The organism is Amycolatopsis bullii (genome assembly GCF_014654205.1).
In the GTDB taxonomy this organism is placed as follows: Bacteria; Actinomycetota; Actinomycetes; order Mycobacteriales; family Pseudonocardiaceae; genus Amycolatopsis; species Amycolatopsis plumensis.
Genome location: NZ_BNAW01000025.1, coordinates 36,003 through 58,851, shown reverse-complemented (window position 1 = coordinate 58,851; position 22,849 = coordinate 36,003). Strand labels below are relative to the sequence as shown.

The 22,849-nt window shown below is 72.7% G+C and carries 25 protein-coding genes; 13 read left to right on the top strand and 12 right to left on the bottom strand.

What is annotated here, in order from left to right; translation table 11 throughout:
- The first annotated feature begins 90 nt into the window (after nt 1–90).
- A complete protein-coding gene (locus tag IE317_RS25635) occupies nt 91–1,314 on the top strand; it encodes a PucR family transcriptional regulator (RefSeq protein WP_191313944.1) in 1,224 nt (407 codons plus the stop codon).
- Here IE317_RS25635 and IE317_RS25630 read toward each other — a convergent pair.
- Nucleotides 1,311–1,589 (bottom strand): cyclic-phosphate processing receiver domain-containing protein, encoded by a 279-nt coding sequence (locus IE317_RS25630; protein WP_191313891.1) that lies wholly within the window; start codon nt 1,587–1,589, stop codon nt 1,311–1,313. The genes IE317_RS25635 and IE317_RS25630 overlap by 4 nt on opposite strands.
- 128 nt (nt 1,590–1,717) lie before the next feature.
- Here IE317_RS25630 and IE317_RS25625 point away from each other — a divergent pair, with 128 nt between their 5' ends.
- Nucleotides 1,718–2,572, top strand: coding sequence for an SDR family NAD(P)-dependent oxidoreductase (locus IE317_RS25625; RefSeq protein WP_191313890.1), 855 nt, complete (start codon nt 1,718–1,720; stop codon nt 2,570–2,572).
- A 210-nt stretch (nt 2,573–2,782) separates the two neighbouring features.
- Here IE317_RS25625 and IE317_RS25620 read toward each other — a convergent pair whose 3' ends face one another.
- From IE317_RS25620 to mgrA, 3 genes are all read right to left on the bottom strand, one after another.
- Nucleotides 2,783–3,652, bottom strand: a complete 870-nt coding sequence (locus IE317_RS25620) for a TIGR03564 family F420-dependent LLM class oxidoreductase (RefSeq protein ID WP_191313889.1) — start codon at nt 3,650–3,652, stop codon at nt 2,783–2,785.
- 15 nt (nt 3,653–3,667) lie between these two features.
- Nucleotides 3,668–4,333 carry a TetR/AcrR family transcriptional regulator gene (locus IE317_RS25615; RefSeq protein WP_191313888.1) on the bottom strand — a complete coding sequence of 222 codons (666 nt, stop codon included), beginning with the start codon at nt 4,331–4,333 and terminating at the stop codon, nt 3,668–3,670.
- Nucleotides 4,334–4,475: 142 nt separating this feature from the next.
- Entirely contained in the window at nt 4,476–5,504 is a 1,029-nt protein-coding gene (gene mgrA / locus IE317_RS25610) for an L-glyceraldehyde 3-phosphate reductase (RefSeq protein WP_191313887.1), read from the bottom strand.
- Nucleotides 5,505–5,567: 63 nt separating this feature from the next.
- Between mgrA and IE317_RS25605 the strand changes: the two genes are divergently transcribed.
- Entirely contained in the window at nt 5,568–6,449 is an 882-nt protein-coding gene (locus tag IE317_RS25605) for an AAA family ATPase (protein ID WP_191313886.1), read from the top strand.
- Nucleotides 6,446–7,813: a vWA domain-containing protein gene (locus IE317_RS25600; protein ID WP_191313885.1), complete on the top strand. Its 1,368-nt coding sequence runs from the start codon at nt 6,446–6,448 to the stop codon at nt 7,811–7,813. Before IE317_RS25605 ends, IE317_RS25600 begins: the two co-directional genes overlap by 4 nt.
- On the opposite strand, the gene add is transcribed toward IE317_RS25600, so the two are convergent.
- Nucleotides 7,791–8,765 carry an adenosine deaminase gene (gene add / locus IE317_RS25595; protein WP_191313884.1) on the bottom strand — a complete coding sequence of 325 codons (975 nt, stop codon included), beginning with the start codon at nt 8,763–8,765 and terminating at the stop codon, nt 7,791–7,793. The two genes, IE317_RS25600 and add, sit on opposite strands and share 23 nt — an antisense overlap.
- A gap of 163 nt (nt 8,766–8,928) precedes the next feature.
- Here add and IE317_RS25590 point away from each other — a divergent pair, with 163 nt between their 5' ends.
- Nucleotides 8,929–9,144, top strand: a complete 216-nt coding sequence (locus tag IE317_RS25590) for an antitoxin (RefSeq protein ID WP_444859548.1) — start codon at nt 8,929–8,931, stop codon at nt 9,142–9,144.
- 1 nt (nt 9,145) lies between these two features.
- Here IE317_RS25590 and recQ read toward each other — a convergent pair whose 3' ends face one another.
- Nucleotides 9,146–10,981 carry a DNA helicase RecQ gene (gene recQ / locus IE317_RS25585; RefSeq protein ID WP_191313882.1) on the bottom strand — a complete coding sequence of 612 codons (1,836 nt, stop codon included), beginning with the start codon at nt 10,979–10,981 and terminating at the stop codon, nt 9,146–9,148.
- Nucleotides 10,982–11,049: 68 nt separating this feature from the next.
- Between recQ and IE317_RS25580 the strand changes: the two genes are divergently transcribed.
- Entirely contained in the window at nt 11,050–11,478 is a 429-nt protein-coding gene (locus tag IE317_RS25580) for a DUF6314 family protein (protein WP_191313881.1), read from the top strand.
- Here the strand turns inward: IE317_RS25580 and IE317_RS25575 are convergent.
- Nucleotides 11,475–12,218 carry an SDR family oxidoreductase gene (locus tag IE317_RS25575; protein ID WP_191313880.1) on the bottom strand — a complete coding sequence of 248 codons (744 nt, stop codon included), beginning with the start codon at nt 12,216–12,218 and terminating at the stop codon, nt 11,475–11,477. The genes IE317_RS25580 and IE317_RS25575 overlap by 4 nt on opposite strands.
- Before the next feature lie 243 nt (nt 12,219–12,461).
- Here IE317_RS25575 and IE317_RS25570 point away from each other — a divergent pair, with 243 nt between their 5' ends.
- From IE317_RS25570 to IE317_RS25560, 3 genes are all read left to right on the top strand, one after another.
- The gene (locus IE317_RS25570; RefSeq protein ID WP_191313879.1) at nt 12,462–13,163 is read left to right on the top strand and encodes a hypothetical protein; all 702 of its coding nucleotides are present in this window, start codon (nt 12,462–12,464) and stop codon (nt 13,161–13,163) included.
- A 2-nt stretch (nt 13,164–13,165) separates the two neighbouring features.
- Nucleotides 13,166–13,780 carry a hypothetical protein gene (locus tag IE317_RS25565; protein WP_191313878.1) on the top strand — a complete coding sequence of 205 codons (615 nt, stop codon included), beginning with the start codon at nt 13,166–13,168 and terminating at the stop codon, nt 13,778–13,780.
- 73 nt (nt 13,781–13,853) lie between these two features.
- A complete protein-coding gene (locus IE317_RS25560; protein WP_191313877.1) occupies nt 13,854–14,369 on the top strand; it encodes a mycothiol transferase in 516 nt (171 codons plus the stop codon).
- Here IE317_RS25560 and soxR read toward each other — a convergent pair.
- Nucleotides 14,357–14,827, bottom strand: coding sequence for a redox-sensitive transcriptional activator SoxR (gene soxR, locus IE317_RS25555; RefSeq protein WP_191313876.1), 471 nt, complete (start codon nt 14,825–14,827; stop codon nt 14,357–14,359). The two genes, IE317_RS25560 and soxR, sit on opposite strands and share 13 nt — an antisense overlap.
- Nucleotides 14,828–14,925: 98 nt before the next feature.
- Between soxR and IE317_RS25550 the strand changes: the two genes are divergently transcribed.
- A complete protein-coding gene (locus tag IE317_RS25550) occupies nt 14,926–15,516 on the top strand; it encodes an NADPH-dependent FMN reductase (RefSeq protein ID WP_191313875.1) in 591 nt (196 codons plus the stop codon).
- A gap of 30 nt (nt 15,517–15,546) precedes the next feature.
- On the opposite strand, the gene IE317_RS25545 is transcribed toward IE317_RS25550, so the two are convergent.
- Genes IE317_RS25545 through IE317_RS25535 form a run of 3 tightly spaced genes read right to left on the bottom strand, consistent with a single transcriptional unit; the run spans nt 15,547 to nt 18,124 of the window.
- Complete coding sequence (locus IE317_RS25545; RefSeq protein ID WP_229902908.1) at nt 15,547–16,032, bottom strand: hypothetical protein; 486 nt, start codon at nt 16,030–16,032, stop codon at nt 15,547–15,549.
- A complete protein-coding gene (locus tag IE317_RS25540) occupies nt 16,029–17,438 on the bottom strand; it encodes a sensor histidine kinase (RefSeq protein ID WP_191313873.1) in 1,410 nt (469 codons plus the stop codon). Before IE317_RS25540 ends, IE317_RS25545 begins: the two co-directional genes overlap by 4 nt.
- Nucleotides 17,435–18,124 carry a response regulator transcription factor gene (locus IE317_RS25535; protein ID WP_191313872.1) on the bottom strand — a complete coding sequence of 230 codons (690 nt, stop codon included), beginning with the start codon at nt 18,122–18,124 and terminating at the stop codon, nt 17,435–17,437. The genes IE317_RS25540 and IE317_RS25535 overlap by 4 nt, the downstream gene beginning before the upstream one ends.
- Nucleotides 18,125–18,234: 110 nt before the next feature.
- Here IE317_RS25535 and IE317_RS25530 point away from each other — a divergent pair, with 110 nt between their 5' ends.
- The 3 genes from IE317_RS25530 (at nt 18,235) to IE317_RS25520 (ending at nt 21,515) form a co-directional block, all read left to right on the top strand.
- Complete coding sequence (locus IE317_RS25530; RefSeq protein WP_191313871.1) at nt 18,235–19,137, top strand: phosphatase PAP2 family protein; 903 nt, start codon at nt 18,235–18,237, stop codon at nt 19,135–19,137.
- 126 nt (nt 19,138–19,263) lie between these two features.
- Nucleotides 19,264–20,655: a pyridoxal phosphate-dependent decarboxylase family protein gene (locus tag IE317_RS25525; RefSeq protein WP_191313870.1), complete on the top strand. Its 1,392-nt coding sequence runs from the start codon at nt 19,264–19,266 to the stop codon at nt 20,653–20,655.
- A 14-nt stretch (nt 20,656–20,669) separates the two neighbouring features.
- Nucleotides 20,670–21,515 carry an alpha/beta fold hydrolase gene (locus IE317_RS25520; RefSeq protein WP_191313869.1) on the top strand — a complete coding sequence of 282 codons (846 nt, stop codon included), beginning with the start codon at nt 20,670–20,672 and terminating at the stop codon, nt 21,513–21,515.
- Here IE317_RS25520 and IE317_RS25515 read toward each other — a convergent pair.
- Nucleotides 21,489–22,493: a pirin family protein gene (locus IE317_RS25515; protein WP_191313868.1), complete on the bottom strand. Its 1,005-nt coding sequence runs from the start codon at nt 22,491–22,493 to the stop codon at nt 21,489–21,491. The two genes, IE317_RS25520 and IE317_RS25515, sit on opposite strands and share 27 nt — an antisense overlap.
- Nucleotides 22,494–22,849: the final 356 nt, after the last annotated feature.

Below are 22,849 nucleotides of genomic sequence, written 5' to 3'. Positions count from 1 at the left end.
TGTAGCAAGTTCACCCGAACGTGGAGGCCTCGTTCGGGTTAGATGTCGGTCTCGGGCCTCGACGAAGAGGTCGGGGACCGGAGGCCACCCATGCACTACCAGGCGCTTCTGTCCGACGGGCGCGCGTCCCAGGTCGCCTCGCTGGCCGCCGAGGTCGAGCGGCAGCTGCCGGAGCTGATCGACAGCACCGTGCGGCAGATCCGCGCCGAAATGCCGGTTTACGCCGACGCCCGGTTCGTCACGCACGCCGAACTCCGGAACTCGGTGCGCGCCAACCTCGAGCACGTGATGCGCACGCTGCGCGGCTCGGACGTCCCCGACCTGTCCCAGGCCCGCGCGACCGGCCGGGCGCGGGCCCTGCAGGGCGCGCCGCTGCCGGAGCTGCTGCGGGCCTACCGGATCGGGCTGACCGAGGTGTGGCACCGGTTCGTGGAACTGACCACCCGGCGCGACGACCTCGCCGCGCTGGTCGCCGCGACGACCGCGATCTGGGCCCTGATCGACGACCTCGCCGAGGCACTCACGACGGCCTACCGCGACACGACGGCGGAGGTCATGGTGGCGCACCAGAACCGGCGTTCGGCGCTGGTGGAGGCGCTGTTCGCGGGCGGCGCCGCGACCGAGGGCACGCTGTGGGACATCGCCGGTGTGCTCGACCTGGCCCCGGACGGCACGTTCGTCGTGGTGGCCGCGGAAACCCCGCGGCTGGGCCAGGAGCCGCTGCCGCAGATCGAGGCCCGGTTGCGCGCGCTGCGGCACGCGTCGGCCTGGCGGCTCACCCCGGACCTGCAGGTCGGCGTGGTTTCCCTGCGTGACCCCACCGCGGCTTCGACGATCGTCTCCCTGGTCCGCGAGCACCCGGTGGGCCGGATCGGGATGAGCCCGGTGTTCACCGGCCTCGGCAACACCGCCCGCGCGCTGCACCTGGCGCGGGTGGCGCTGTCGAGCATGACGCCGGGGACGCCGGGGCTGGTGCAGTTCACCGAGTCGCCGCTGGCCGGGCTGGTGGCCAGCGCCCCGGAAGCCTCGGTGCAGCTGGCCCACCACGTGCTCCAGCCGATCCTGGACCTCCCGGGCGACGACCGCAACGTACTCCTGCTGACGCTGCGCGCGTGGTTCGACTGCCAGGGTTCGACGAAGCTGACGTCGGAGCGGATGTTCTGCCACCCCAACACGATCCGCCACCGCCTGAAGCGGATCACGGAGGAACTGGGCCGGTCGCTGACGAACCCGGCGGACATCGCCGAGCTGGGCGCGGCGTTGCGGGCGCTGAACCTCTTCCCGGAGGCGACCCACCTGCCGGCGCCGCGCTAGCGCACGCCGGGTCCGTACCGCCGCGCCATCCCGGTCAGCCATTCGCGGCCGACCGGGTTCGCCGTGTGGACGCGCACCTCCGCCGGCCACCGGTCGTGCTCGCACAGCCAGAGCACGACCGGGCGGGTCGTGTCCTCGCCGCCGAGGTCGTGGTCGAGGGAGAGGGCGGCGAACTCGCCGTCGCGCAGGAAGGCGATGGCCTCCGCGCTCGACTTCGCCCACGTCCACCCCGGCGGCGCCGGGCGCAGGTCGTCCACCCAGAGTCGCTCGGTCACCTCGGCACCCTAGCGGTGTCTCCGCCACGGTGACCGGCGTCACGATCCCGCGCTGTCACGGGCTTCCGGCCGCCGGTGTCCTATGGGCGACCGGATGCCACCGGAACAACGAGAAACGGGGAAGGTCCATGAGCAAGGTCTGGTTCGTCACGGGTTCGTCGCGCGGCTTGGGCCGTCGCTTCGTCGAGGCGGCCCTCGGCCGCGGCGACCGGGTCGTCGCCACCGCGCGATCCACCGAGAGCCTCGGCGACCTCGTCGCCACCTACGGTGACGCGGTGCTTCCGCTGGAGATGGACGTGACCGACAAGGCCGCCGTCTTCGAGACCGTGAAGCGGGCCGCCGAGCACTTCGGGCGGCTGGACGTCATCGTGAACAACGCCGGCTACGCGCAGATCGGCGCCATCGAAGAACTGACCGAGCCCGAACTGCGCGCCCAGCTGGAGACGAACGTGTTCGGACCGCTGTGGGTCATCCAGGCCGCGTTGCCGGTCCTGCGCGAGCAGGGCTCGGGCCACTTCGTCCAGCTGTCGTCGGCCGCGGGGCTCATCGCGATGCCGCTCGGCGGCGCGTACCAGGCGTCCCGCTGGGCGATCGAAGCGCTGGGCGAAACCCTGGCCAAGGAGGTCGCCGAGTTCGGCATCAAGGTGACGATCGTCGAGCCGGGCGGCTACGCCACCCGCGACGGCAAGAACCCGAACCCCCTCGCCAACGGCCACGTGTCCGAGCCGAACCCGGTCTACGACGGCATCCGCCGCGGGCTCGCGGAGGTCGCGGGCAAGCAGCCGGCCGGCGACCCTGCCGCGGCCGCCCAAGCCCTGCTCAAGGTCGTCGACGCGCCGAACCCGCCGTTGCGGGTGCTGTTCGGCCAGGGCTTCTACCCGATCATCCAGCAGGCGTACGCGGACCGGCTCGCGACCTGGGACGAATGGCAGGAGCTGTCGGCGGAAGCCCAGGGCGGCAAAACTGTCGGTGCCGACCGGTAAAGTGGAAACCGGGGGCGCCCCCGCGGCCCGCGGTTTCGGCAGTGGCTTCGCGCACGGCGGTTCCGGCGGTCGGCTTCGCGCACGGCGGCTCCGGCGGTCGGCTTCGCGCGCGGCGCGCCCCCAGTGCTCGGTCTCATGGGGCGCGCCCCCGCGCTCGGCTGCACTGCCCCGGCCGGCCCTCCCAGGCCGGCCGGGGCAACCGGTCCCGGTTCAGGTGGCCAGCAGTTCCCGGGTGCGGGCCTGCTCCGCCGCCGAGCCGAACGGCATCACCAGCAGCTCCGTCGCCCCGGCGTCCTCGAGGGATTTCACCTGGCGCCGCACGGTTTCCTCGTCGCCGATGAGTGCGCTGTCGGAGACCCGCTCGTAGCCGCCGCGGTCCAGGATGGCGCGGTACGCCGGGATGGTCGCCGCCCCGCCGTACCTCTCCTCGAGCGCCGCCCGGCGTTCGTCCACTTCGGACGTTACGCAGACCAGCTGGCCGGAGACCACACGGGACGGGCCGCCCAGCGCCGGCACCACGAACTCGCCGATCGCCCGCGGGCCCGCCCAGGTCGTGATCACGCCGTCGGCGAGCTCGCCGGCCAGGCGCGTCGACTGCGGGCTCACCGAGCCGATCAGCACCGCCGGCCGCTGCGCGCCGGGTGCGTTCACCGCGCCCGCGGCCGTCAGCGACTCGCCGTGGACGTCGGCCTTTTCCCCGCGCAGCAACGGGTGCAGCGCCTGGAGGTACTCGCGCAGGTGCCGGATCGGGCGGTCATACGAATACCCGTACTCGCCTTCGACGACGAACCGGTGGCTCAGCCCGAGGCCGAGGTGGACGGGCACGCCGGCCGCCGCCTGGACCGTCAGCGCCTGCGCGGCCATGGTGATCGGGTGCCGGGTGTACGTCGGCACGACGCAGGTGCCCAGTTCGAGGCCGGGCGCGGCCGCGGCGAGCGCGGGCAGCGCCGTGAGCGCGTCCCAGCCGCCGCGCTGCGCCACCCAGAGCGTGCCGTAGCCGAGCTTCGCCGCGTCGCGGGCTTGGGTCGTCATGGCTTCGAAGCCGACGCCGAGTTCGTCGATCAGGATTCCGGTGCGCATGGGTCCCTCCAGTGGTCAGTACGCGCGTTCGAGCTGTTTGCGGTCGAGCGCGACGGCTTCGGTGAACAGCGCCAGCGCCCGCGGCGCCACGGCGCGCAGCTGCCTCGTCGAGACGGCGAGCGGCTCGAAGGCGTGCGCGACCGTGTCGGCGATCAGGGCGGGCTCGGGCGGGGGAGTGCGGCCGAGGAAGCCGTGGAGCACGGCTTGGAAGGCGACGACGAGTTCGCGGACCGGCCGGTCGGTGCGCAGGAGGTCGTTCGCCGCCAGCAGTTCCAGGTACTCGGCGAAGGCCTCCCCGTGCCGCGGGTCGAGCTTGCCGTGCAGCTTCGGCAGGAGCTTGCCGAGTGTCTCGGCGTCGTCGGCGTACCCGGCCCGCAGCAGCGGACGGCTCAGCACGTTGGCGTACTGCAGCTCGGTCAGCCGCGAAAGCCGCACGGCGAGGGGGTCGACCGCGATGGCCGCGACGAGGTCTTCGAGCGCCCGGACGGATTCGCGGAGCAGGACGGAGAGGAACAGCTCCTCCCGGTTCTTCCAGTGCAGGTACACGGTGCCCTTGCCGACACCCGCCCGCTCGGCGACGTCCTCGATGGTCGTGCGCCGGTAGCCGGCGCGCAGGAGCAGCTCGGCGGCGGCGTCGAGGATGCGCTCGGCCCGTTCGGCCCGGTCTTCGGCAGGCGGCATGACGCCATCGTATGACCAAATTCGAAATTTGGTCAAACGTCAGACCGAAGTTTCGGCCGTGGGCGGGCCTGCCCACGGCCGAAAACTGTCGGTGCCTGCCGGTAGCGTGGAAAACGGGGGGCGCCCCCGCGGCGGCCTAGGCTCAGGAGTTGGACGAACGCTTCCACAGGTTGATGTCGGCGTCCGTCGCGTGGCCGTCGATCTCGGTCAGCTCCTCGGACGAGAACTCGAGGTTGCCGAGCGCGCCGACGTTGTCCTCGAGCTGCTGCACGCTGCTCGCGCCGATCAGCACCGACGTCACCCGGCTGTCGCGCAGCGCCCAGGCCAGTGCGAGCTGCGCCAGCGACTGCCCGCGGCGGCCGGCGATGTCGTCGAGCGCGCGGACCCGGCCCAGCCGGTTCTCGTCGAGCGTCCCCGGGTCGAGCGACTTGCCCTGCGCCGCCCGCGAGTCCGACGGGACGCCCTTCAGGTACCGGTCGGTCAGCAGCCCCTGGGCGAGCGGCGAGAACGCGATGCACCCGGCGCCCGCTTCTTCGAGGGTGTCGAGGAGGCCGTCCTCTTCGATCCAGCGGTTGAGCATCGAGTACGACGGCTGGTGGATCAGCAGCGGCGTGCCGAGCTCGCGCAGCAGCCGCGCGGCCTCGGCCGTCCGCTCCGAGCTGTAGGACGAGATCCCGACGTACAGCGCCTTCCCGGCGCGCACGGCGGCATCGAGCGCTCCGACCGTCTCCTCGAGGGGCGTCTCGGGGTCGAACCGGTGCGAATAGAAGATGTCGACGTAGTCCAGCCCCATCCGGCCCAGCGACTGGTCCAGGGAGGAGAGCAGGTATTTGCGGGAGCCCCACTCGCCGTACGGGCCGGGCCACATGTCGTAGCCGGCCTTCGTGGAGATGACCAGCTCGTCGCGGTACGGGCGGAAGTCCGTGGCCAGCAGCCGCCCGAAGTTCTCCTCGGCCGAGCCGTAGGGCGGGCCGTAGTTGTTGGCCAGGTCGAAGTGGGTGATGCCCAGGTCGAAGGCCCGGCGGGTGATCGCGCGCTGGGTCTCCAGGGGCCGGTCGTGGCCGAAGTTGTGCCACAGCCCGAGCGAGATCGCGGGCAGTTTCAGCCCGGATCGCCCGCAGCGCCGGTAGGGGATCGAGTCGTATCGGCCGGAAGCGGCAACGTAGGTCACGCGGCCGATGCTAGCCCGGTTGTCGGGTACGCTCCGGGTGAGCGACCGCTTAGGAGGCACGTGGTGGGCACCGGATTCTTCACTTCCGTCGACGACGTGTCGGCCCGGCTGGCCGAGGCGGGCTACCTGGCGTCCACGGCGGTGGCGACCACCGTGTTCCTCGCCGACCGGCTCGGCAAGCCGCTGCTGGTCGAGGGCCCGGCCGGCGTCGGCAAGACCGAACTCGCCAAGGCCGTCGCCCAGGTCAGCGGCTCGCGGCTGGTGCGCCTGCAGTGCTACGAGGGCATCGACGAGGCCCGCGCGCTGTACGAGTGGAACCACGCCAAGCAGCTGCTGCGGATCACCGCCGGGCGCGACGAGACGTGGGAGCAGGCCCGCACCGACATCTTCGGCGAGGAGTTCCTGCTGCGCCGCCCGCTGCTCACCGCGATCTCCTCCGACGAGCCGACCGTGCTGCTAATCGACGAGACCGACAAGGCCGACATGGAGGTCGAGGGCCTGCTGCTGGAGGTGCTCGGCGACTTCCAGGTGACCGTGCCCGAACTCGGCACGATCACCGCCACGCGCGCGCCGTTCGCCGTGCTGACGTCCAACGCCACCCGCGAGCTGTCCGAGGCGCTGCGCCGCCGGTGCCTGTTCCTGCACATCGACTTCCCGGACGAAGACCTCGAACGCGACATCGTCCGGCTCAAGGTGCCCGGGATCGACGCGGCGCTGGCCGATTCCGTCGTCCGGGTGATCGCCGCGCTGCGCGCGATGGACCTGCGCAAGCTACCGTCGGTCGCGGAGACCATCGACTGGGCGCGCACCCTGCTCGCGCTCGGGGCGGCCACGCTGGACGAGCGGGTCGTGCGGGAGAGCCTCGGCGTCGTGCTCAAGCACCAGGACGACATCGCCAAGGCGGGCGCCGGCCTGAAGCTCGAACAGGTCCTGGACGCCTCGTGACCGGCGGCGTGCCGGAGCGGCTCGCGGCGTTCGTCAAGGCCCTGCGCGCCCAGGGCATCCCGGCGGGCCCGAGCGAGACGGTCGACGCCGCCGCCGCGCTGGAGGTCCTCGGCCTCGACGATCGTGAGCTGGTCCGCGAAGGCCTGGCCGCCGCCTTGGTCCGCCGCGGCGGGCAGCGCGCGGTCTTCGACGCCGCGTTCGACCTCTACTTCCCCGCGGGCATCGGCGCGCCCGAGCGGGCCCGCGAAGACCAGCCGACGACGCTGGAGGAGCTGCGCGAAGAGCTGACCACCGCGCTCGCCGACGGCGACCAGCAGGCGCTGTCGCAGCTGGCCGGGCTCGCCGTCGACATGCTGGGCCAGTACGGCTCGGCGTCCGGACCGGGCGGCGGCTTCTCCGCCCACCAGACCCTCGAACGGCTCCAGCCGCAGACGCTGATCGCCCGGGTGCTGGCCGCGGTCCGCGGCGGCGGCGCGCGCGGCGAGTTCACCGACCGCCTCGACCGCGACGAGATCCGCCGCCGCGTCGAGGGCTTCCGCGGGCAGGTCCGCACCGAGGCGCGTCGCCGCGCGGCCGAGGTCCGCGGCCGCGAACGCGTCGCCAAGCACGCCATCGCCCCGTCACCCGACCGGGTCGACTTCCTCATCGCCAGCCGTAACCAGCTCGCCGAACTGCGGCGCACGATCCAGCCGCTGTCCCGCAAGCTGGCGACGCGCCTGGCCGCGCGGCGCCGCCGGCGGACGCGGGGTCAGATCGACCTGCGCCGCACCCTGCGCCGGTCGCTCTCGACCGGCGGCGTGCCGCTGCGCCCGGCCTACCGCCACCGGCGGCCCGGGCGGCCGGAAATCGTGCTGCTGTGCGACCTGTCCGGTTCGGTGGCCGGGTTCGCGAACTTCACGATGCTGCTGGTGCAGGCGCTGCGCGACCAGTTCAGCAAGATCCGCGTGTTCGCCTTCGTCGACAGCGCCGACGAGGTCACCCACCTGGTCACCACCGGCGCGGCCGACCCCGAGCACCTGGGCGCGCGCATGCTGTCCGAAGCGGCGCTGGTGCGCTGGGACGGCCACAGCGACTACGGCGGTTCCCTGCGCCAGTTCACCGAGAACTGGCTGGAGGCGGTCGGCCCGCGGACGTCGGTCCTGATCCTCGGCGACGCCCGCACCAACGGCGGCGACCCCAACCTCGGCGCCGTCCGCGCGATCAAGGCCCGCGCACGGCACGTCTACTGGCTGAACCCGGAGCGCCGGTCGTTGTGGTCCACAGGGGACTCGGCGGCGCTGGAGTACGCCGACGTCGTCGAGATGCACGAGTGCCGCACGGTGCACCAGCTCGGCACGCTGGTCACCCGCCTGCTGCCGGTGTGAGCCAGGCGTCGATGTCGCGCAGCATGGCCTTTTTGGTCGCTTCGGGCGCGAAGGACGCCGTGACGCTCGCGCGGGCGAAGTCCGCCATCGTCGTGTCGTCGTAGCCGAACGCTTCCTGCACGCGGGCGTACTCCTCGGCCAGCGCGGCCCCGGTGACCGAGGGGACGTCGGTGTTGAGCGTGACCGTCAGGCCCGCGTCGAGCAGGCGGGGGAGCGGGTGCCCGGGCAGCGACGGCACCAGCCCCAGCGTCACGTTCGACGACGGGCACACCTCCAGGGCCAGGCCGCGCTCACGCACCTCGGCGACCAGCGAAGGGTCGTCGAGGACGCGGATGCCGTGGCCGAGCCGTTCCGTCCGGCCCACGTCGAGGGCCTCGCGGATGCTGTCGGGCCCGGCGTCTTCACCGGTGTGGTGCAGCAGATGGATACCGGCCTCGCGAGCTTTCTCGAAGAGCGTCGCGAACGGGCGCAGTGAGTGGTTTTCCTCGCCCGCCATGCCGATCGCGAAGACGTCGTCGTACTTCAGGGCGAGGTCGAGGGTGCGCTCGGCGCGCTCGACCGACCGGCGCCGGGAGTGGTCGAGCAGCAGCCGCCACTCGAGGTCCCCGCTCTGCGACAGTCCTTTGAGGACGGATGCGAGCGGCATTTCGAGGTCGCCCAGGCGTTCCCCGTGCGAGGCCGCGGTGAAGATGACTTCGGCGTAGCGCGTGCCCTGGGCGGCTTCGTCCTCGCAGTACTCGCGCGCGATGCGTTCGAAGTCTTCCGGACGCCGGAGGCAGGTCCGGATGAGCGCGTTGTAGTCGGCGAAGGCGCGGAAGCCGTCGAACACCGGGGGTTCGCCCGGGACGTCGACGCCGTTGGCCTCGCCGAGTTCGCGCAGCGTGGCCGGGCGGATCGTGCTCTCCAGGTGGACGTGCAGGTGAGCCTTCGGCAGGGCGGCCAGGTCGCGCATGATCGCCAGCCTAGGGCGGGGCGGCGGCGATCCGCGCGGCAATTTTCCGCGACCGGCCGCGACCGGCCCAGGTTTTGGGCCGCGTCACACGGGGAACCTCCGGGTGGTTCGTCCGCGTTGTCAGGATGACCGGAACCGATGAGGGAGGGCCACCGTGCCTCTGATGAAGAAGCTGACCATGCTGGCCGGCGCTGCCGCTTCGGCTCGTGCCTACGCCAAGAAGAACCCCGAAAAGGTGAACCAGGTCGTCGGCAAGGCCGCGAAGTTCGTCGACGACAAGACCAAGGGCAAGTACCACCACCAGATCGCCGGCGCGGTCCGCAAGGTCAACTCGGTGACCGGGCAGCCGGGCCACCCCGGCCCCGCCACCGGCCGGTAGGTCACTCGGCGGTCAGCACCTCCAGGAGCCCCTCGCCGTACTTGGCGAGCTTGTTCTCGCCCACGCCGCTGACCGTGCCCAGCTCCGCCGGCGACGCCGGCCGTTGCGCGGCGATCTGGCGCAGGGTCGCGTCGTGGAAGACGACGTAGGCGGGCACGCCCTGTTCCTTCGCGACACCGGCGCGCCAGGCCCGCAGGCGTTCGAACAGCGGGGCCGCCTCCGCGGGCATGTCCACCGCGGCGGCGGCCTTCCGCGTGCTGCGGACCTTCGCGGCGGCGGCCCGCTCGGGTTCGCGGCGCAGCAGCACCTGGCGCTCGCCGCCCAGGACCTCCGCGCTGGCTTCGGTGAGCACGAGCGAGCCGTAGTCGCCTTCGACGGCGAGCAGGCCCTGGGCGAGCAGCTGCCGCACCACCGCCCGCCACTCGGGCTCGCGCAGCTCGGTGCCGATGCCGAACGTCTTGAGCGTGTCGTGCTGGAACTGCGTGACCTTGGGCGTGGACTTGCCGAGCAGGATGTCGATGATCTGGCCGGCGCCGAACTTCTGGCGCCGCTCGTTGCGCAGCCGCACGACGGTCGACAACAGCTTCTGCGCCGGGATCGTGCCGTCCCACTTTTCCGGCGGGTTCAGGCACGTGTCGCAGTTGCCGCACGGCCCGGCCGCCTGCCCGAAGTAGTTGAGGATCTGCACGCGGCGGCACTCGACCGTTTCGCACAAGGCGAGCATCGCGTTCAGGTGCGCGCCCAGCCGCCGCCGGTGTGCCTCGTCGCCTTCGGACGTGTCGATCATCTTGCGCTGCTGCACGACGTCCTGCAGCCCGTACGCCAGCCACGCGGTGGACGGGAGGCCGTCCCGGCCCGCGCGGCCGGTTTCCTGGTAGTAGCCCTCGACCGACTTCGGCAGGTCGAGGTGGGCGACGAACCGGACGTCCGGTTTGTCGATGCCCATCCCGAACGCGATCGTCGCGACCACGATCAGCCCGTCCTCGCGCAGGAACCGCGACTGGTGCTTCGCGCGGGTGCGCGCATCGAGCCCCGCGTGGTAGGGCACCGCCGGAATCCCGTTCTGCACCAGGAACTCCGCGGTCTTCTCCACCGAGTTCCGGGACAGGCAGTAGACGATTCCCGCGTCACCGGCGTGCTCGGTGCGCAGCAGCTCCAGCAGCTGCCGCTGCGGCGAGTTCTTGCCGACGATCCGGTACTGGATGTTCGGCCGGTCGAAACTCGCGACGAAGTGCCGGGCTTCGTCGAGCCGCAACCGCGCGGAGATCTCCTTGTGCGTGGCCTCGGTCGCGGTGGCGGTCAGCGCGATCCGCGGCACGTCCGGCCACCGCTCGTGCAGGGCCGACAACTGGAGGTAGTCGGGTCGGAAGTCGTGGCCCCACTGGGCGACGCAGTGCGCCTCGTCGATCGCGAACAGCGAGATCTTGCCGCGGTCGAGCAGCCGCACGGTGGATTCGACCGAAAGCCGTTCCGGTGCCAGGTAGAGCAGGTCGAGCTCGCCGTTCAGGAACGCCGACTCCACCTCCTGCCGCGCCGCGTAGTCCTGGGTGGAGTTGAGGAACCCGGCGCGGACGCCGGCGTTGCGAAGCGCGTCGACCTGGTCCTGCATCAGCGCGATCAGCGGCGAGACGACCACGCCGACCCCGGGCCGCACGAGCGCGGGAATCTGGTAGCACAACGACTTCCCGCCGCCGGTGGGCATCAGCACGAGCGCGTCGCCGCCGGCGATCACGTGCTCGACGATCGCCGCCTGGTCGCCGCGGAAGCTGTCGTAGCCGAACACGCGCCGGAGGGTCTCCAGCGCTTCGGACGCGGGTGCGAGGTCGGTCTCTGCCACCCGCCCGACTATAGAGCGGGGGTCCGACAGTTCCGGGCCGCCCCGCCGCGGGTGGCAGAATGGGCCGGGTGCAGTACTGGCCCGTTCCCGACCTCGCCGCGTATTTCGGCGGCACGTGGCGGCTCGACCGGGAAATCCGCACCGCGGACGGCGAGCCCGCCGGCGAGGTGACCGGGGAAGCCACCTTCACCGAGACCGGGGGCGTCCTCGTCTACCACGAAGAGGGCGTGCTGCGGCTCGGCGGCCACCTCGGACCGGTCACCCGGACCCTGCACTACCGCCCGGCGGGCCCCGGCCGCGCGTCGGTCCACTTCGACCACGGCGGCTTCTTCCACGACCTCGACCTGCGCGAAGGCCGCTGGACGGCGGATCACCCCTGCCGCGCGGACCTGTACCGCGGCGAATACCGCGTGACCGGCGCCGCGCGGTGGCGGCAGGAGTGGGCGGTGCGCGGGCCGGCGAAGGACCACGTGATCGTCAGCCGGTTCAGTCGTTAGACGATGCCGCCGTTGGCGCGCAGCACCTGGCCGTTCACCCAGCGCGCCGGGCCGGCGAGGAACGAGACGACCTCGGCGATGTCCTCCGGCTGCCCGAGCCGCTCCAGCGGCGGCTGCTTGGCCATCCGCTCGATCGTCTCCTCGTCCTTGCCGTCGAGGAAGAGCGCGGTCGCGGTCGGGCCGGGCGCGACGGTGTTCACGGTGATGTCGCGGCCGCGCAGCTCGCGCGCCAGGATCATGGTGATCGCCTCGACCGCGCCCTTCGTCGCGTTGTAGATGCCGTAGCCGGGCAGGTTCAGCCCGAGCACCGACGTCGAGGTGGTGATCACCGCGCCGCCGTCGCGCACCCGGCGCGCGGCCTGCTGGGCCACCGCGAACGTGCCGCGGATGTTGGTGCGGTGCACGCGGTCGAGGACGTCGAAGTCGGTGTCGGCGATCGGAGTCGGCGGGTTCATCACGCCGGCGAGGTGGGCGACGACGTCCACGCCGCCGTACGTGCGTTCCGCCGTGTCGAACAGCTCCGCGACCGCGGCCGGGTCGGCCACGTCGGCGCGGACGGCGATCGCCCGGCCACCCCGCGCGGTGATGGCGTCGACGGCGGCCGCGGCCTCCTTCTCGTTGCCGGCGTAGTTGACGACGACCGCCATGCCGTCGGCGGCGAGACGCTCGGCGACCTGGCGGCCGATGCCGCGCGAGCCGCCGGTGACGATCGCGACACGGGTTTCGGTGGGCGTGCTCATCGGTTCCTTCTTCCGGTTCGTTTCCCTCGGTCTGTTAACAACGATACTACTATCGCGATAACGATGCTAGCCACGCAGTGTCATCGGCGTCACCTCCCCGTCGCGGGGCGGGGGCATCCGGCCGTATCCACGCCGCCGGACGGCCGAATCCCGAGGTCAGGCGTCCCCTTCCCGTTTTCGGCCGAGCTAATCCGGGCACACCGTTCGCATCGGGGGCTTGACATCCTTGAAGGAGTTTGAGCGATGCCCACATGGCTGATCGTCTTGATCGTCGTCGTGGCCGTCGCGGTGCTCGGCGCCGTGATCTGGCTGGTGACGCAGGAGATGCAACGGAAACGGCTGCAGCAGCGGTTCGGTCCGGAATACGACCGCACGGTCGCGGAGAAGGACAGCCCCCGTGCCGCGCAGCGCGAGCTCGCCGAGCGGGAACGCCGGCACAAGGAGCTCGACATCCGGCCGCTTTCGGCGTCGGCGCGCGAGCGCTACACCCGGGAATGGGCCCAGGTGCAGGAAAAGTTCGTCGACCAGCCGTCCGCCGCGGTCGGGGAGGCCGAGCAGCTGCTGAACTCGCTGATGGCCGAGCGCGGGTACCCGACCGAGGGCTACGAGCAGCAGGTGGCCGACCTTTCCGTGCGGCACGCCAAAACCCTCGAGCACTACCGGGCTGCGCACACCACGCAGCAGAAGCGCGACGGTGCGTCCACTGAGGACCTGCGGGACGCGATGGTGCGCTACCGCACCGTGTTCGAGGACCTGCTGACCGACGGTGCCGACGACGACCGGCACGACCACGACCACCACGAGCGCCGGAACGGTCACGACCACGACCGCACCGAGCGACGGGACACCGACCGGCACGACACCGACCGGCACGAGACGGACCGTCACGTGACCGAGCGCCAGGCGTCCGCGAGCCCGCGGACCGAGTCGAATGGAGGACGTTGACCATGACCGATCACCTGACGCGGCACGACGCCGAGGACGACCGGGACCTGACCGGGCGTGAGGACGTCCGCGAAACCGGGGACTACCGGGACGACAGCGGTGACTACCGCGACGACAGCACCGCCGGCGTCCCCGGCCAGGATCGGGCCGACTTCCGCGAGCCGGGCACGGCCGGTGACGACCAGAACCTGAGCACCGCCGACCTGGCCTCCGCCGGGCACCACGACACCACTGCTCCCGAGGAATCGGGCGGCGACGTGGAAGCGCCCGCCGAATCCGGTGGCGACGTCGAGACGCCCGCCGCATCGGGCGGGGACGTCGAGACGCCCGCGGCGTCGGACGACGTGGAGACGCCGGCGCTGATCGACGAGGAGAAGGTCACCGGGTTCCGCGACCGCTGGCAGAACGTCCAGACCGGCTTCGTCGACGACCCGAAGCAGGCGGTCCAGCAGGCCGACGAGCTCGTCGCCGCCGTGATCAGCGCGCTGGCCACCACCTTCGCCGAGCACAAGAGCGAGCTGGAATCCCAGTGGCAGCAGGGCGAACCGGCCACCGAGGAGCTGCGGATCGCGCTGCGCCGCTACCGCTCGTTCTTCGACCAGCTGCTGCCGCGGTAGCGGATCCCGGTTGCCGGCGGGCATGATCGGGTAGCACGCCGGGAAACGCGTCGGCAACGGGAGGCAGCCGGAAATGAATGTGGCCGAATTGCTCGTCGAGGGGTTCAGCCGGGTCCAGGGCACGGTGCGCACGGCGGTGGAGGGGCTCACCGCGGAGCAGCTCGGGACCCGGCCGGACGACGGGGCCAACTCGATCGCCTGGCTGGTGTGGCACCTGACGCGGGTCCAGGACGACCACGTCGCCGACGTGGCCGGGACCGAGCAGGTGTGGACCGGCCAGGACTGGCTGACCCGGTTCGGCCTCCCGTTCCCGGCCGGTGACACCGGCTACGGCCACCGCCCGGCCGACGTGGAAGCGGTCCGGGTCGACGACCCGGCCCTGCTCACCGGCTACTACGACGCGGTGCACGAGCAGACCGTCCGGTACCTCGAGGGGCTCGGCGAGAAGGACCTCGACCGGATCGTCGACGAGGCCTGGGACCCGCCGGTGTCCCTGGGCGTGCGCCTGATCAGCGTCCTCGACGACGACATCCAGCACGCCGGGCAGGCGATGTACCTGCGCGGCCTGCTGGAGCGTCAGTCCTCGTAGCCGCCCCCGCGGTGGTCGGCGAGGCGCCGCGGCCCCGGGCCGTCGGCGCCGAGCCGGTCGCCGGGGTTCGCCAGCCGGCACTTGGCCAGTGACATGCAGCCGCAGCCGATGCAGTCGTCGAGCTGGTCGCGCAGCTGTTCCATCTGCCGGATCCGCGCGTTCAGGTCGTCCTGCCAGCAGCGGGAGATCCGCGCCCAGTCGGCGCGGGTGGGCGTGCGGTCGTCGGAGAGCAGGCCCAGCACCTCCCGGATCTTCGACAGCGGCATCCCGACCCGCTGGGACATCCGGATGAACGTCACCCGCCGCAGCGTGTCGCGGCGGTAGCGCCGCTGGTTGCCCGCGGTGCGGCGGCTGCGGATGAGGCCTTCGTCCTCGTAGAAGCGCAAGGCCGACGCGGGGACTCCGCTGCGCCGGGCGAGTTCGCCGACCGTCAGGTCGGGGAGGGTGGCGTTCACCATGGCGCCCAGCCAACCACAGCGGCACGCTTGACTTCAAGGGAACTTGAAGTTCCATCCTTGGTGCGAGAGCAACAATGCCTGCGTGTCAAGGAGGAAGTGTGCCGGAAGCGCCGATCCGGGTCGCGGTGATCGTCGGAAGTGTCCGGGAAGGACGGTTCGGGCCGGTGGTGGCGGACTGGCTCGCGGCGGTCGCGGACGAGCACGGCGGCTTCGAAGCCGACGTCGTCGACCTCGCCGAGCCCGACCTCCCGCTCGCCATGCCGGCCTTCGGTGCCGCGCCGTCCGCGGCGGTCGTCGCCGAGATCGCGAAGGTGGCTCCGCGGCTCGAAGCCGCCGACGCCTTCGTCGTGGTCACCCCGGAGTACAACCACAGTTACCCCGCTTCGCTCAAGAACGCCATCGACTGGCACCGGGCCGAGTGGCGGGCCAAGCCGGTCGCGTTCGTGTCCTACGGCGGGATTTCGGGCGGGCTGCGCGCGGTCGAGCACCTGCGCGCGGTCTTCGCGGAGCTGCACGCGGTGACCATCCGCGAGACCGTCAGCTTCCACGGCGCCCAGGCGCGGTTCGGGGCCGACGGCGTGCCGCACGACGCCGCGGCGGGGGTCGCGGCGAAGGCGCTGCTCGACCAGCTGGGCTGGTGGGCCCGGTCGCTGGCCGAGGCCAGGGCGGCGCGGCCCTACCCCGGCTGAGACGCCAAGCCGTCATGTCGACATCGGCGCTCAGGCCTGGCACGTCTGGTTCGGCAGCCGCTCGTCCGGGCCGGCGAGGGCGACGGTGCCGTCGATGACGTACTGATCCTGGACGGCCAGCGCCGCGAACGCGGTGCAGACCAGCTGGTTGACCCCGGCCCCGGTGAGCGGCCGCAGCGGGAACGGGACGGTGATCGTCGTCGGCGGGCCGGGGCTCAGGGAGATCGTGCCGGAGAGACGGGGGAGGTCCGTCGTGTACCCGTTCTCCCGCTCGCCGGGGGACGGCCCGTCGAGCAGCATGGTCAGCGCGGACTCGACACCCACCACCCCGGAAGACGGCCGCACCACCGGGGTCACCCGGTCGGCGAAGACGAAGTAGAGGACGAGGTCGGTGCCGCGGCCCTCCGCCGCCGGGTTCCGCAGGGTCGGTGCCGGGCCGGCCGGGACCACCGGCGTCGGCTGGATCCCGCACGCGCTCACCAGCAGCAGCACCGCGAGGACGACGAGTTTCTTCACCACGCCTCCCGGGGCAGGCGGAGCTCGAACCGGGCGCCGGTGCCGGTGTTCGCCGCGACGATGTCGCCGCCGTGCAGCCGCGCGTTCTCCCGCGCGATGGACAGCCCGAGGCCGCTGCCCTCGGACCGGGCGCGGGCGGTGTCGGCCTTGGTGAAGCGGTCGAAGACCTTCGGCAGCACGTCGGCGGGGATCCCCGGTCCGTGGTCGGTGACGGTGAGCACGACGTCACCGCGGTCGGCCCGAAGCACCACCTCGACCGGCGGCGCCCCGTGCCGCAGCGCGTTGCCGACCAGGTTCGCGACGACGATGTCGAGCCGCCGCCGGTCGAGCCGCGCGGTGATCCCGGCGGGCAGGTCGGCGGCCAGGTCGGTCCCGGGTTCCCAGCCGCGGGCGGCGAGGGTGCCGGTGATCGCCTCGGCGACGTCCAGCTCCTCGCGGCGCAGTTCGGCCCGGCCGGCGTCGAACCGGGAGATCTCGATCAGGTCCTGCACCAGCCGGGTGAGCCGCCGCGTTTCGGCCGACACCAGCCGCGCCGCGACCGCGGTGTCCGGTGGCAGCTGCTCGGCGTCCTCGTCGAGGACGTCGGTGACCGCGTTCATCGCCGCCAGCGGGGTGCGCAGCTCGTGGGAGACGTCGGCGACGAACCGCCGCGCGTCGGCCTCCATCGCCCGCAGCGTCCCGACCGTGCGTTCCAGCTCGGCGGCGGTGTGGTTGAACGTCGTGACCAGCTGCGCGAGCTCGTCGGACCCCTTCGCGCGCAGCCGCACGTCCAGCCGTCCGCGGCCGAGCTGGCTCGCCGCGGTGTTCAGCGCGCGCACCGGCCGCAGCACCTGCCGCGCGGCGAGCAGCGCGACCCCGACCGCGAAGGGCAGGGCCAGCGCCGAGAACAAGATGGCGTAGCGGGCCAGCTCGTCGATCGCCTCCTGCTGATCGGTCAGCCGCGTCATCGCGTAGACCTCGAGGCCGCTCGGCTTGCCGTTGCCGGTCTGCACCGGGACGCCGACGAAGAACAGCGGGTAGCCGGCGACGTCGACGCGCTGGAACTGGATGGTGGTGGTGGTGGCCACGGCGTGGCGCAGGTCGCCCGGCACGTCGTCGATCGACAGGCCCGAGGTCGCGTGCAGGTCCTGGTAGACGACCAGGGCGTTGCTGGACTTGAGCGCCGTCGCGAAGCCGTCGAGCGTGGCCTGGGTCGGCGGCAGCGACACGGTCGGCAGGTACGCGGCGATCTGGTCCCGCAGCTTCAGCATCGTCTGGTCCTGGACGCCTTCCAGGATGGCCCGGCGCGCGAAGACGTAGCTGACGCCCGCCGCGGTGGTGGCGCCGAGGATCATGATCACCGCGAAGGCGGCCACCAGCCGGGGCCGCAGCCCGGCGAGCCAGGACCGGATCCGCGGTGCCGTCACGACCGGCCGAACCGGTAACCGAACCCCCGGACCGTCTGCACGTACTCGGGCTTCGCCGGAACGTCCTCGATCTTCGCGCGCAGCCGCTGCACGCAGGCGTCGACGAGCCGGGAGTCCCCGAGGTAGTCGTGGTCCCAGACGGCGGACAGGATCTGCTGGCGGCTGTACACCCGCCCGGGGGTGCGCGAGAGCTCCAGCAGCAGCTTGAGCTCGGTCGGGGTGAGCGACACCGGCGTGCCGTGTTTGGTCACCTCGAGCGCCGCCCGGTCGATGACGAGGTCGCCGTGGCGTTCCTCGGGCGCGGCCGGACCGCTCGGCCGCTCGGCGGCCGAGCGGCGCAGGACGGCGCGAATCCGCGCGTCCAGCACCCGCGGCTCGACCGGCTTGGCGACGTAGTCGTCGGCGCCCGCTTCGAGCCCGGCCACGACGTCGAAGTCGTCGCTGCGCGCGGTGAGCATGATGATCGGGACCGGGCCGGAGGCCCGCATCCGGCGGCAGGTCTCGAAGCCGTCCATGCCGGGCAGCATCAGGTCGAGCACGACGATGTCGGGCCGGTGGTGCACGAGCACCTCGATGCCGAGCTCGCCCGATTCCGCGGTGCGCACCACGTGTCCCTGCCTGCGCAGGGCCAGCTGCAGGCCTTCCCGCACCGCCGCGTCGTCCTCCACCACCAGTACCTCGGCCACGGCGCCATTATTCGGAAAAGCGCACGTCATGGCGACCCGGGCGGATCTTGTAGCAAAACCATGACATCGCGCTGACGGGATCCCGAAAAGCGCGTTCCAGACTCGGGGGCATGGCAGTGATCCTCACCGACGCCCCTTCCGTGACCCGCCCGCCCGGCCCCGCGCTCGTGACCCGGGCCGCGTCCCGCACGGCGGTCCTCCTCGCGGGCGCGGCCGGGTTCGCCCTCGCGTTCGTCGCGGCCTACCTGCTCTTCGTCCGCACGGAGGCCGGCCGCGGTGTCGAGAACGGCGTCGTCCGCAGCGCCCAGTCCGCGGGGACCACAGTGGACTGGGCCGACCCGTTGCGGCAGACCGACCTGGTCGTCCTGCTCGGCGGGGTGGCGGTGCTGATCGTGGCGATCTCCGTGGTGCGGCGGCGGGTGGCCCTCGGCGTCATGGCCCTGGTGCTGCTGGCCGCACCGCTGGTGGTGGCGCAGCTGCTCAAGCTGTACGTCCTGGAGCGCCCGAGCACCGGCGACCGCCTCGGCGTGGCGAGCCACAACAGCTTCCCGAGCGGGCACGTCAGCGCGGCGATGGCCGTGCTCGTGGCGCTCGCGATCGTCCTGCCCCGCCGGTTCCGGCTGCCGGCCCTGCTGACGGGCGCGTTCGGCGTCGCCTGGGTCTCGGCGGCGGCGGTGGCTCTGGGCTGGCACCGGTTGAGCGACACCGTCGGCGGCTGCTTGCTGGTCGCCGCGGTCACCTGCGCCGGGGCGGCGGTGGTGTCCGCCCGCCGCCCCGACGGTGACCGGGTCCCGCTCGTGCCGGTGCTGACCGGCTTCCTGGCCCCGTCGGCCCTGGTACTGGCGGGCTACGCGGTCCTGGCGACGGCGACCTCGGGAGCGGCCCAGTTCGTGGCGGCCCTGGTGCTGGCGGCGCTGTCGTCGATGGCGGTGGTGCTGCTGCTCACGGGCCCGCTGCGCCGGGTGGCCTTCGACCCGGCCGAGACCCGCGTCCGCCGCCTCCGCCGCCGCTGATGCCCCTCCCATCACGCGTGATGCCTTTCCCATCACGTGTGAAGCCCGTCCGAGCACGCCCGAGCGGGCCAGTTTCGGCGGATTGGCCCGCGACACCCGGGCAGCACCGCGCCTAGCGTCGGGAAGATGGACCCGAGGCTCGCCGATGACCTGCACTCCCTGCCCGATCTCCTCGACGCCGCAAGCAAACTCGCGGCGGCGGCACTCGCCGGGCTGGACGGGCGGGCGGCCGCCGTCCCGCCCGTGGCCGTCGAACCGGGGCCCTTGCCGCTCGAAGGCGCCGGTGCGCGCGGTGCCCTGGACGAGTTCACGCGGCGCTGGGAACCCGGCTTCGCCGCGAGCGCCGGCCCGCGGTACCTCGGCTTCGTCACCGGCGGCGCCACTCCGGCCGCGCTGGCCGGCGACTGGCTCACCGCGGCCTACGACCAGAACCCCGCGAGCGGCATGGACTCCTCGGCGCAGGACCTGGAACGCGAGACGGTCGGCTGGCTGGCCGGCCTGTTCGGCCTGGGCCCGGAGTTCTCCGGCACGTTCGTCACCGGCGCCACGATGTCCACGGTGACCGGCCTGGCCATCGCCCGCGAGTGGCTCGGCGAACGGGCCGGGGTGACCGTCTCCACCGAAGGCGCCGCCGCGCTCGGTCCTGTGACCGTCCTGTCCGGTTCGCCGCATTCGAGCGTCCTGAAGGCGTTGTCGTTCCTCGGGATGGGCCGTTCCTCGCTGCGGAAGGTGCCGGTGCTCCCGGGCCGCGAAGCCGTCGACGTCGCGAAGCTCGCCGAAGCGCTCGAGACGCTCGACGGCCCGGCCGTCGTCGTCGCGAACGCGGGGACGGTCAACACCGTCGACTTCGACGACCTGCGGGCGATCGCGGAGCTCAAGCAGCGGTACGACTTCTGGTTGCACGTCGACGCCGCGTTCGGCGGGTTCGCCGCGCTGGCCCCGGAGCACGCGGCGCTCACCGCCGGTCTCGACCAGGCCGATTCGGTGGTCGTCGACCTGCACAAGTGGCTCAACGTGCCCTACGACTCGGCCGTCCAGTTCACCCGCCGCCGCGACCTGCAGCTGCGCGTGTTCAGCAACAACGCGGCCTACCTCGGCGAAATCGGCGAGACGCCGGACTTCCTGCACCTCACGCCGGAGAACTCCCGGCGGCTGCGCGCCCTCCCCGCCTGGTTCTCGCTCGTGGCGTACGGCCGCGCCGGGCACCGCGAGATCGTCGAACGCTGCGTCGCGCTGGCCCGGGACCTGGGCGCGCGGATCGACGGCTCGCCGCGCTGGCACCTGCTCGCGCCGGTCCGGCTCAACGTCGTCTGCTTCACCCCGGCCGGGGAGGTCACGCAGGACCGGATCGACACGCTCGTGCGCGCCATCGCCGAGGACGGGACGACGTTCCTGACGCCGACGGTGTACGACGGCCGGCCGGCGTTGCGGGCGGCGTTCAGCAACTGGCGCACGACCGAGGCCGACGTCGAGCGGGTGTTCGCCGTGCTGGAGCGCTTGTCCCACCGGCCCCGGTGATGCCAGGGTCGGGTGTGCCGATCTTCTCCGCGCCGGACGGAACCGCGCTCGCCGTCCACCTCTCGGGTTCCGGAGCCGCACCGCCGGTGGTATGCCTGCCCGGCGGCCCGATGCGCGCCGGGCGGTACCTCGGCGATCTCGGCGGCCTGACCACCCGGCGCCGCACCGCCGTGCTGGACCTGCGGGGCACCGGGGACTCCGAGGAGCCCGCCGACCCCGCCACCTACCGGTGTGACCGGCAGATCGAGGACGTCGAGGCCCTGCGCAAGCACCTCGGCCTCGAGCGCTTCGACCTGCTCGGGCACTCGGCGGGGGCGAGCCTGGCCGTCCGCTACGCGGCCCGGTACCCGCAGCGGCTGAGCCGGCTCGCGTTGATCACGCCGAGCCCGCGGGCCGTCGGCTTCGACGTCCCGGCCGCCGAACGACGGCGGATCATGGCCCGGCGGGCCGGCGCTCCCTGGTACGCCGCCGCGGCCGCCGCGTACGAGTCGATCGCCGCGAAGACGGCGACCAGCGCCGACTGGGCCGCCCTCGCCCCGTTCTACTACGGCCGCTGGGATGCGGCGGCCCGGCAGCACCAGTCCGGCGAACGCGGCCAGCGCAACGGCGCGGCCGCCCGGATCTACAACGCCACCGGCGCCTTCGAGCCCGAAACGACCCGTGCCGCACTCGGCGCCGTCACCGCTCCGGTGCTGGTGCTCGCCGGCGAACTGGACTGGATCGCGAGCCCGGCCGTCGCGGACCGGATCGCCGCGCTGTTCGCGGACGGCCGAGCCGTCGTCCTGCCCGGTGCCGCGCACTACCCGTGGCTGGACGACGCGGCCGCCTTCGGGTCAGCCGTGGGCGGTTTCCTGGCCTGAGCCGGGGTTGCGGCGCGGTTTGATGCGGACGGCGGGCAGCGCGGGGGCCGGCAGCCGCTCACCGGGATAGCCGGTGACCTCGCCGAACTGGTCCGACCCGGCTTGCCAGGCTTCGCGGTACGCGGCGATCTCTTCGTGGGTGCGGCCGACGAAGTTCCACCACATCAGGATCTCTTCGTCGAACGGGGTGCCGCCCAGCAGCAGGAACCGGGCCGGTCCGGTGCCGCGGTTGCTCAGGGTCAGCGAGCGCACCCCGGTGCCGACGTAGCCCAGTTCCGCCGCGCGGACGCGGGTGCCGGCCACGACGACGTCGCCGGTGTCGACGAGGACGCCGTGCTCGAACCGGGGGTCGACGCCGAGGGACATGTGGGCGTCCGGCCCCAGCACGACTTCGGCGCCCAGCAGCGGCGTGAACGTCGGGATCGGGGACGTCCGGCCGGCGAGCGAGCCGAGGAACACCCGGATTTCCGCGCCTTCGATCCGGTTCACCGAAGGGACGTAGTGGTCGAACGCCCGCGCGGTGTGCCGGTGCCGTTCGGGCAGCGCCACCCAGAGCTGGACGCCGTGCAGCGTCGTCGTGGCGGCGGTGGAGACCTCGGAGTGGCAGATGCCGTGCCCGCCGGTCATCAGGTTCAGCTCGCCGGGGCGGACCATCGCGTGCGTGCCGAGGCTGTCGCGGTGTTCGATCTCGCCGGCGAACAGCCAGCTGACGGTCTGCAACCCGGTGTGCGGATGCGGGGCGACGTCCATCGCGCCCGGCTCGGCGACGGCGTCGGGGCCGTAGTGGTCGGCGAAGCACCAGGCGCCGATCAGCGACCGCGACCGCTGCGGGAGGGTCCGCCGCACCCGCATCGCCCGCGGGCCCCCGAGCGGCACCTCCCGCGGCGTGAGGACCTCGACGGCCGGCCGAGCGGGATCGGCGGCCGCGGGCCGGTCGCCACAGGCGAGTTCGGCCGGGGCGGCCTCGGTGTTGCTCATACCGGCCACGGTAGTCGCGACGGCGGCCGGGGCGCCGGTGGGCGGCGTCACGGCCACGAACCCGGCGACCGTGGCCCCGGTCCGCTCGGGCGCGCAGCTGATCTGCCCGGCCGGTGTGGATCCCGCCGCGCAAGTCCACCCATCCGAGTGAGATCCGCGGCGGTGTGCACTGCCGCGACAACCGCCTGCCGAGGCGTGCGCAGGGCGGGCAGCGCACACGCTTGGTCCTCGCACGCCGCCGCCTGCTCTCGCGCACGTCCGCCCAGCGTGTGGTCACTTTCCAGCACCGAGCGCGTGGCCTCCTCGAGCGCGATCACGACGAGGTCGGCCAGGTCCGCCGGCCGGTGGGCGAGCTC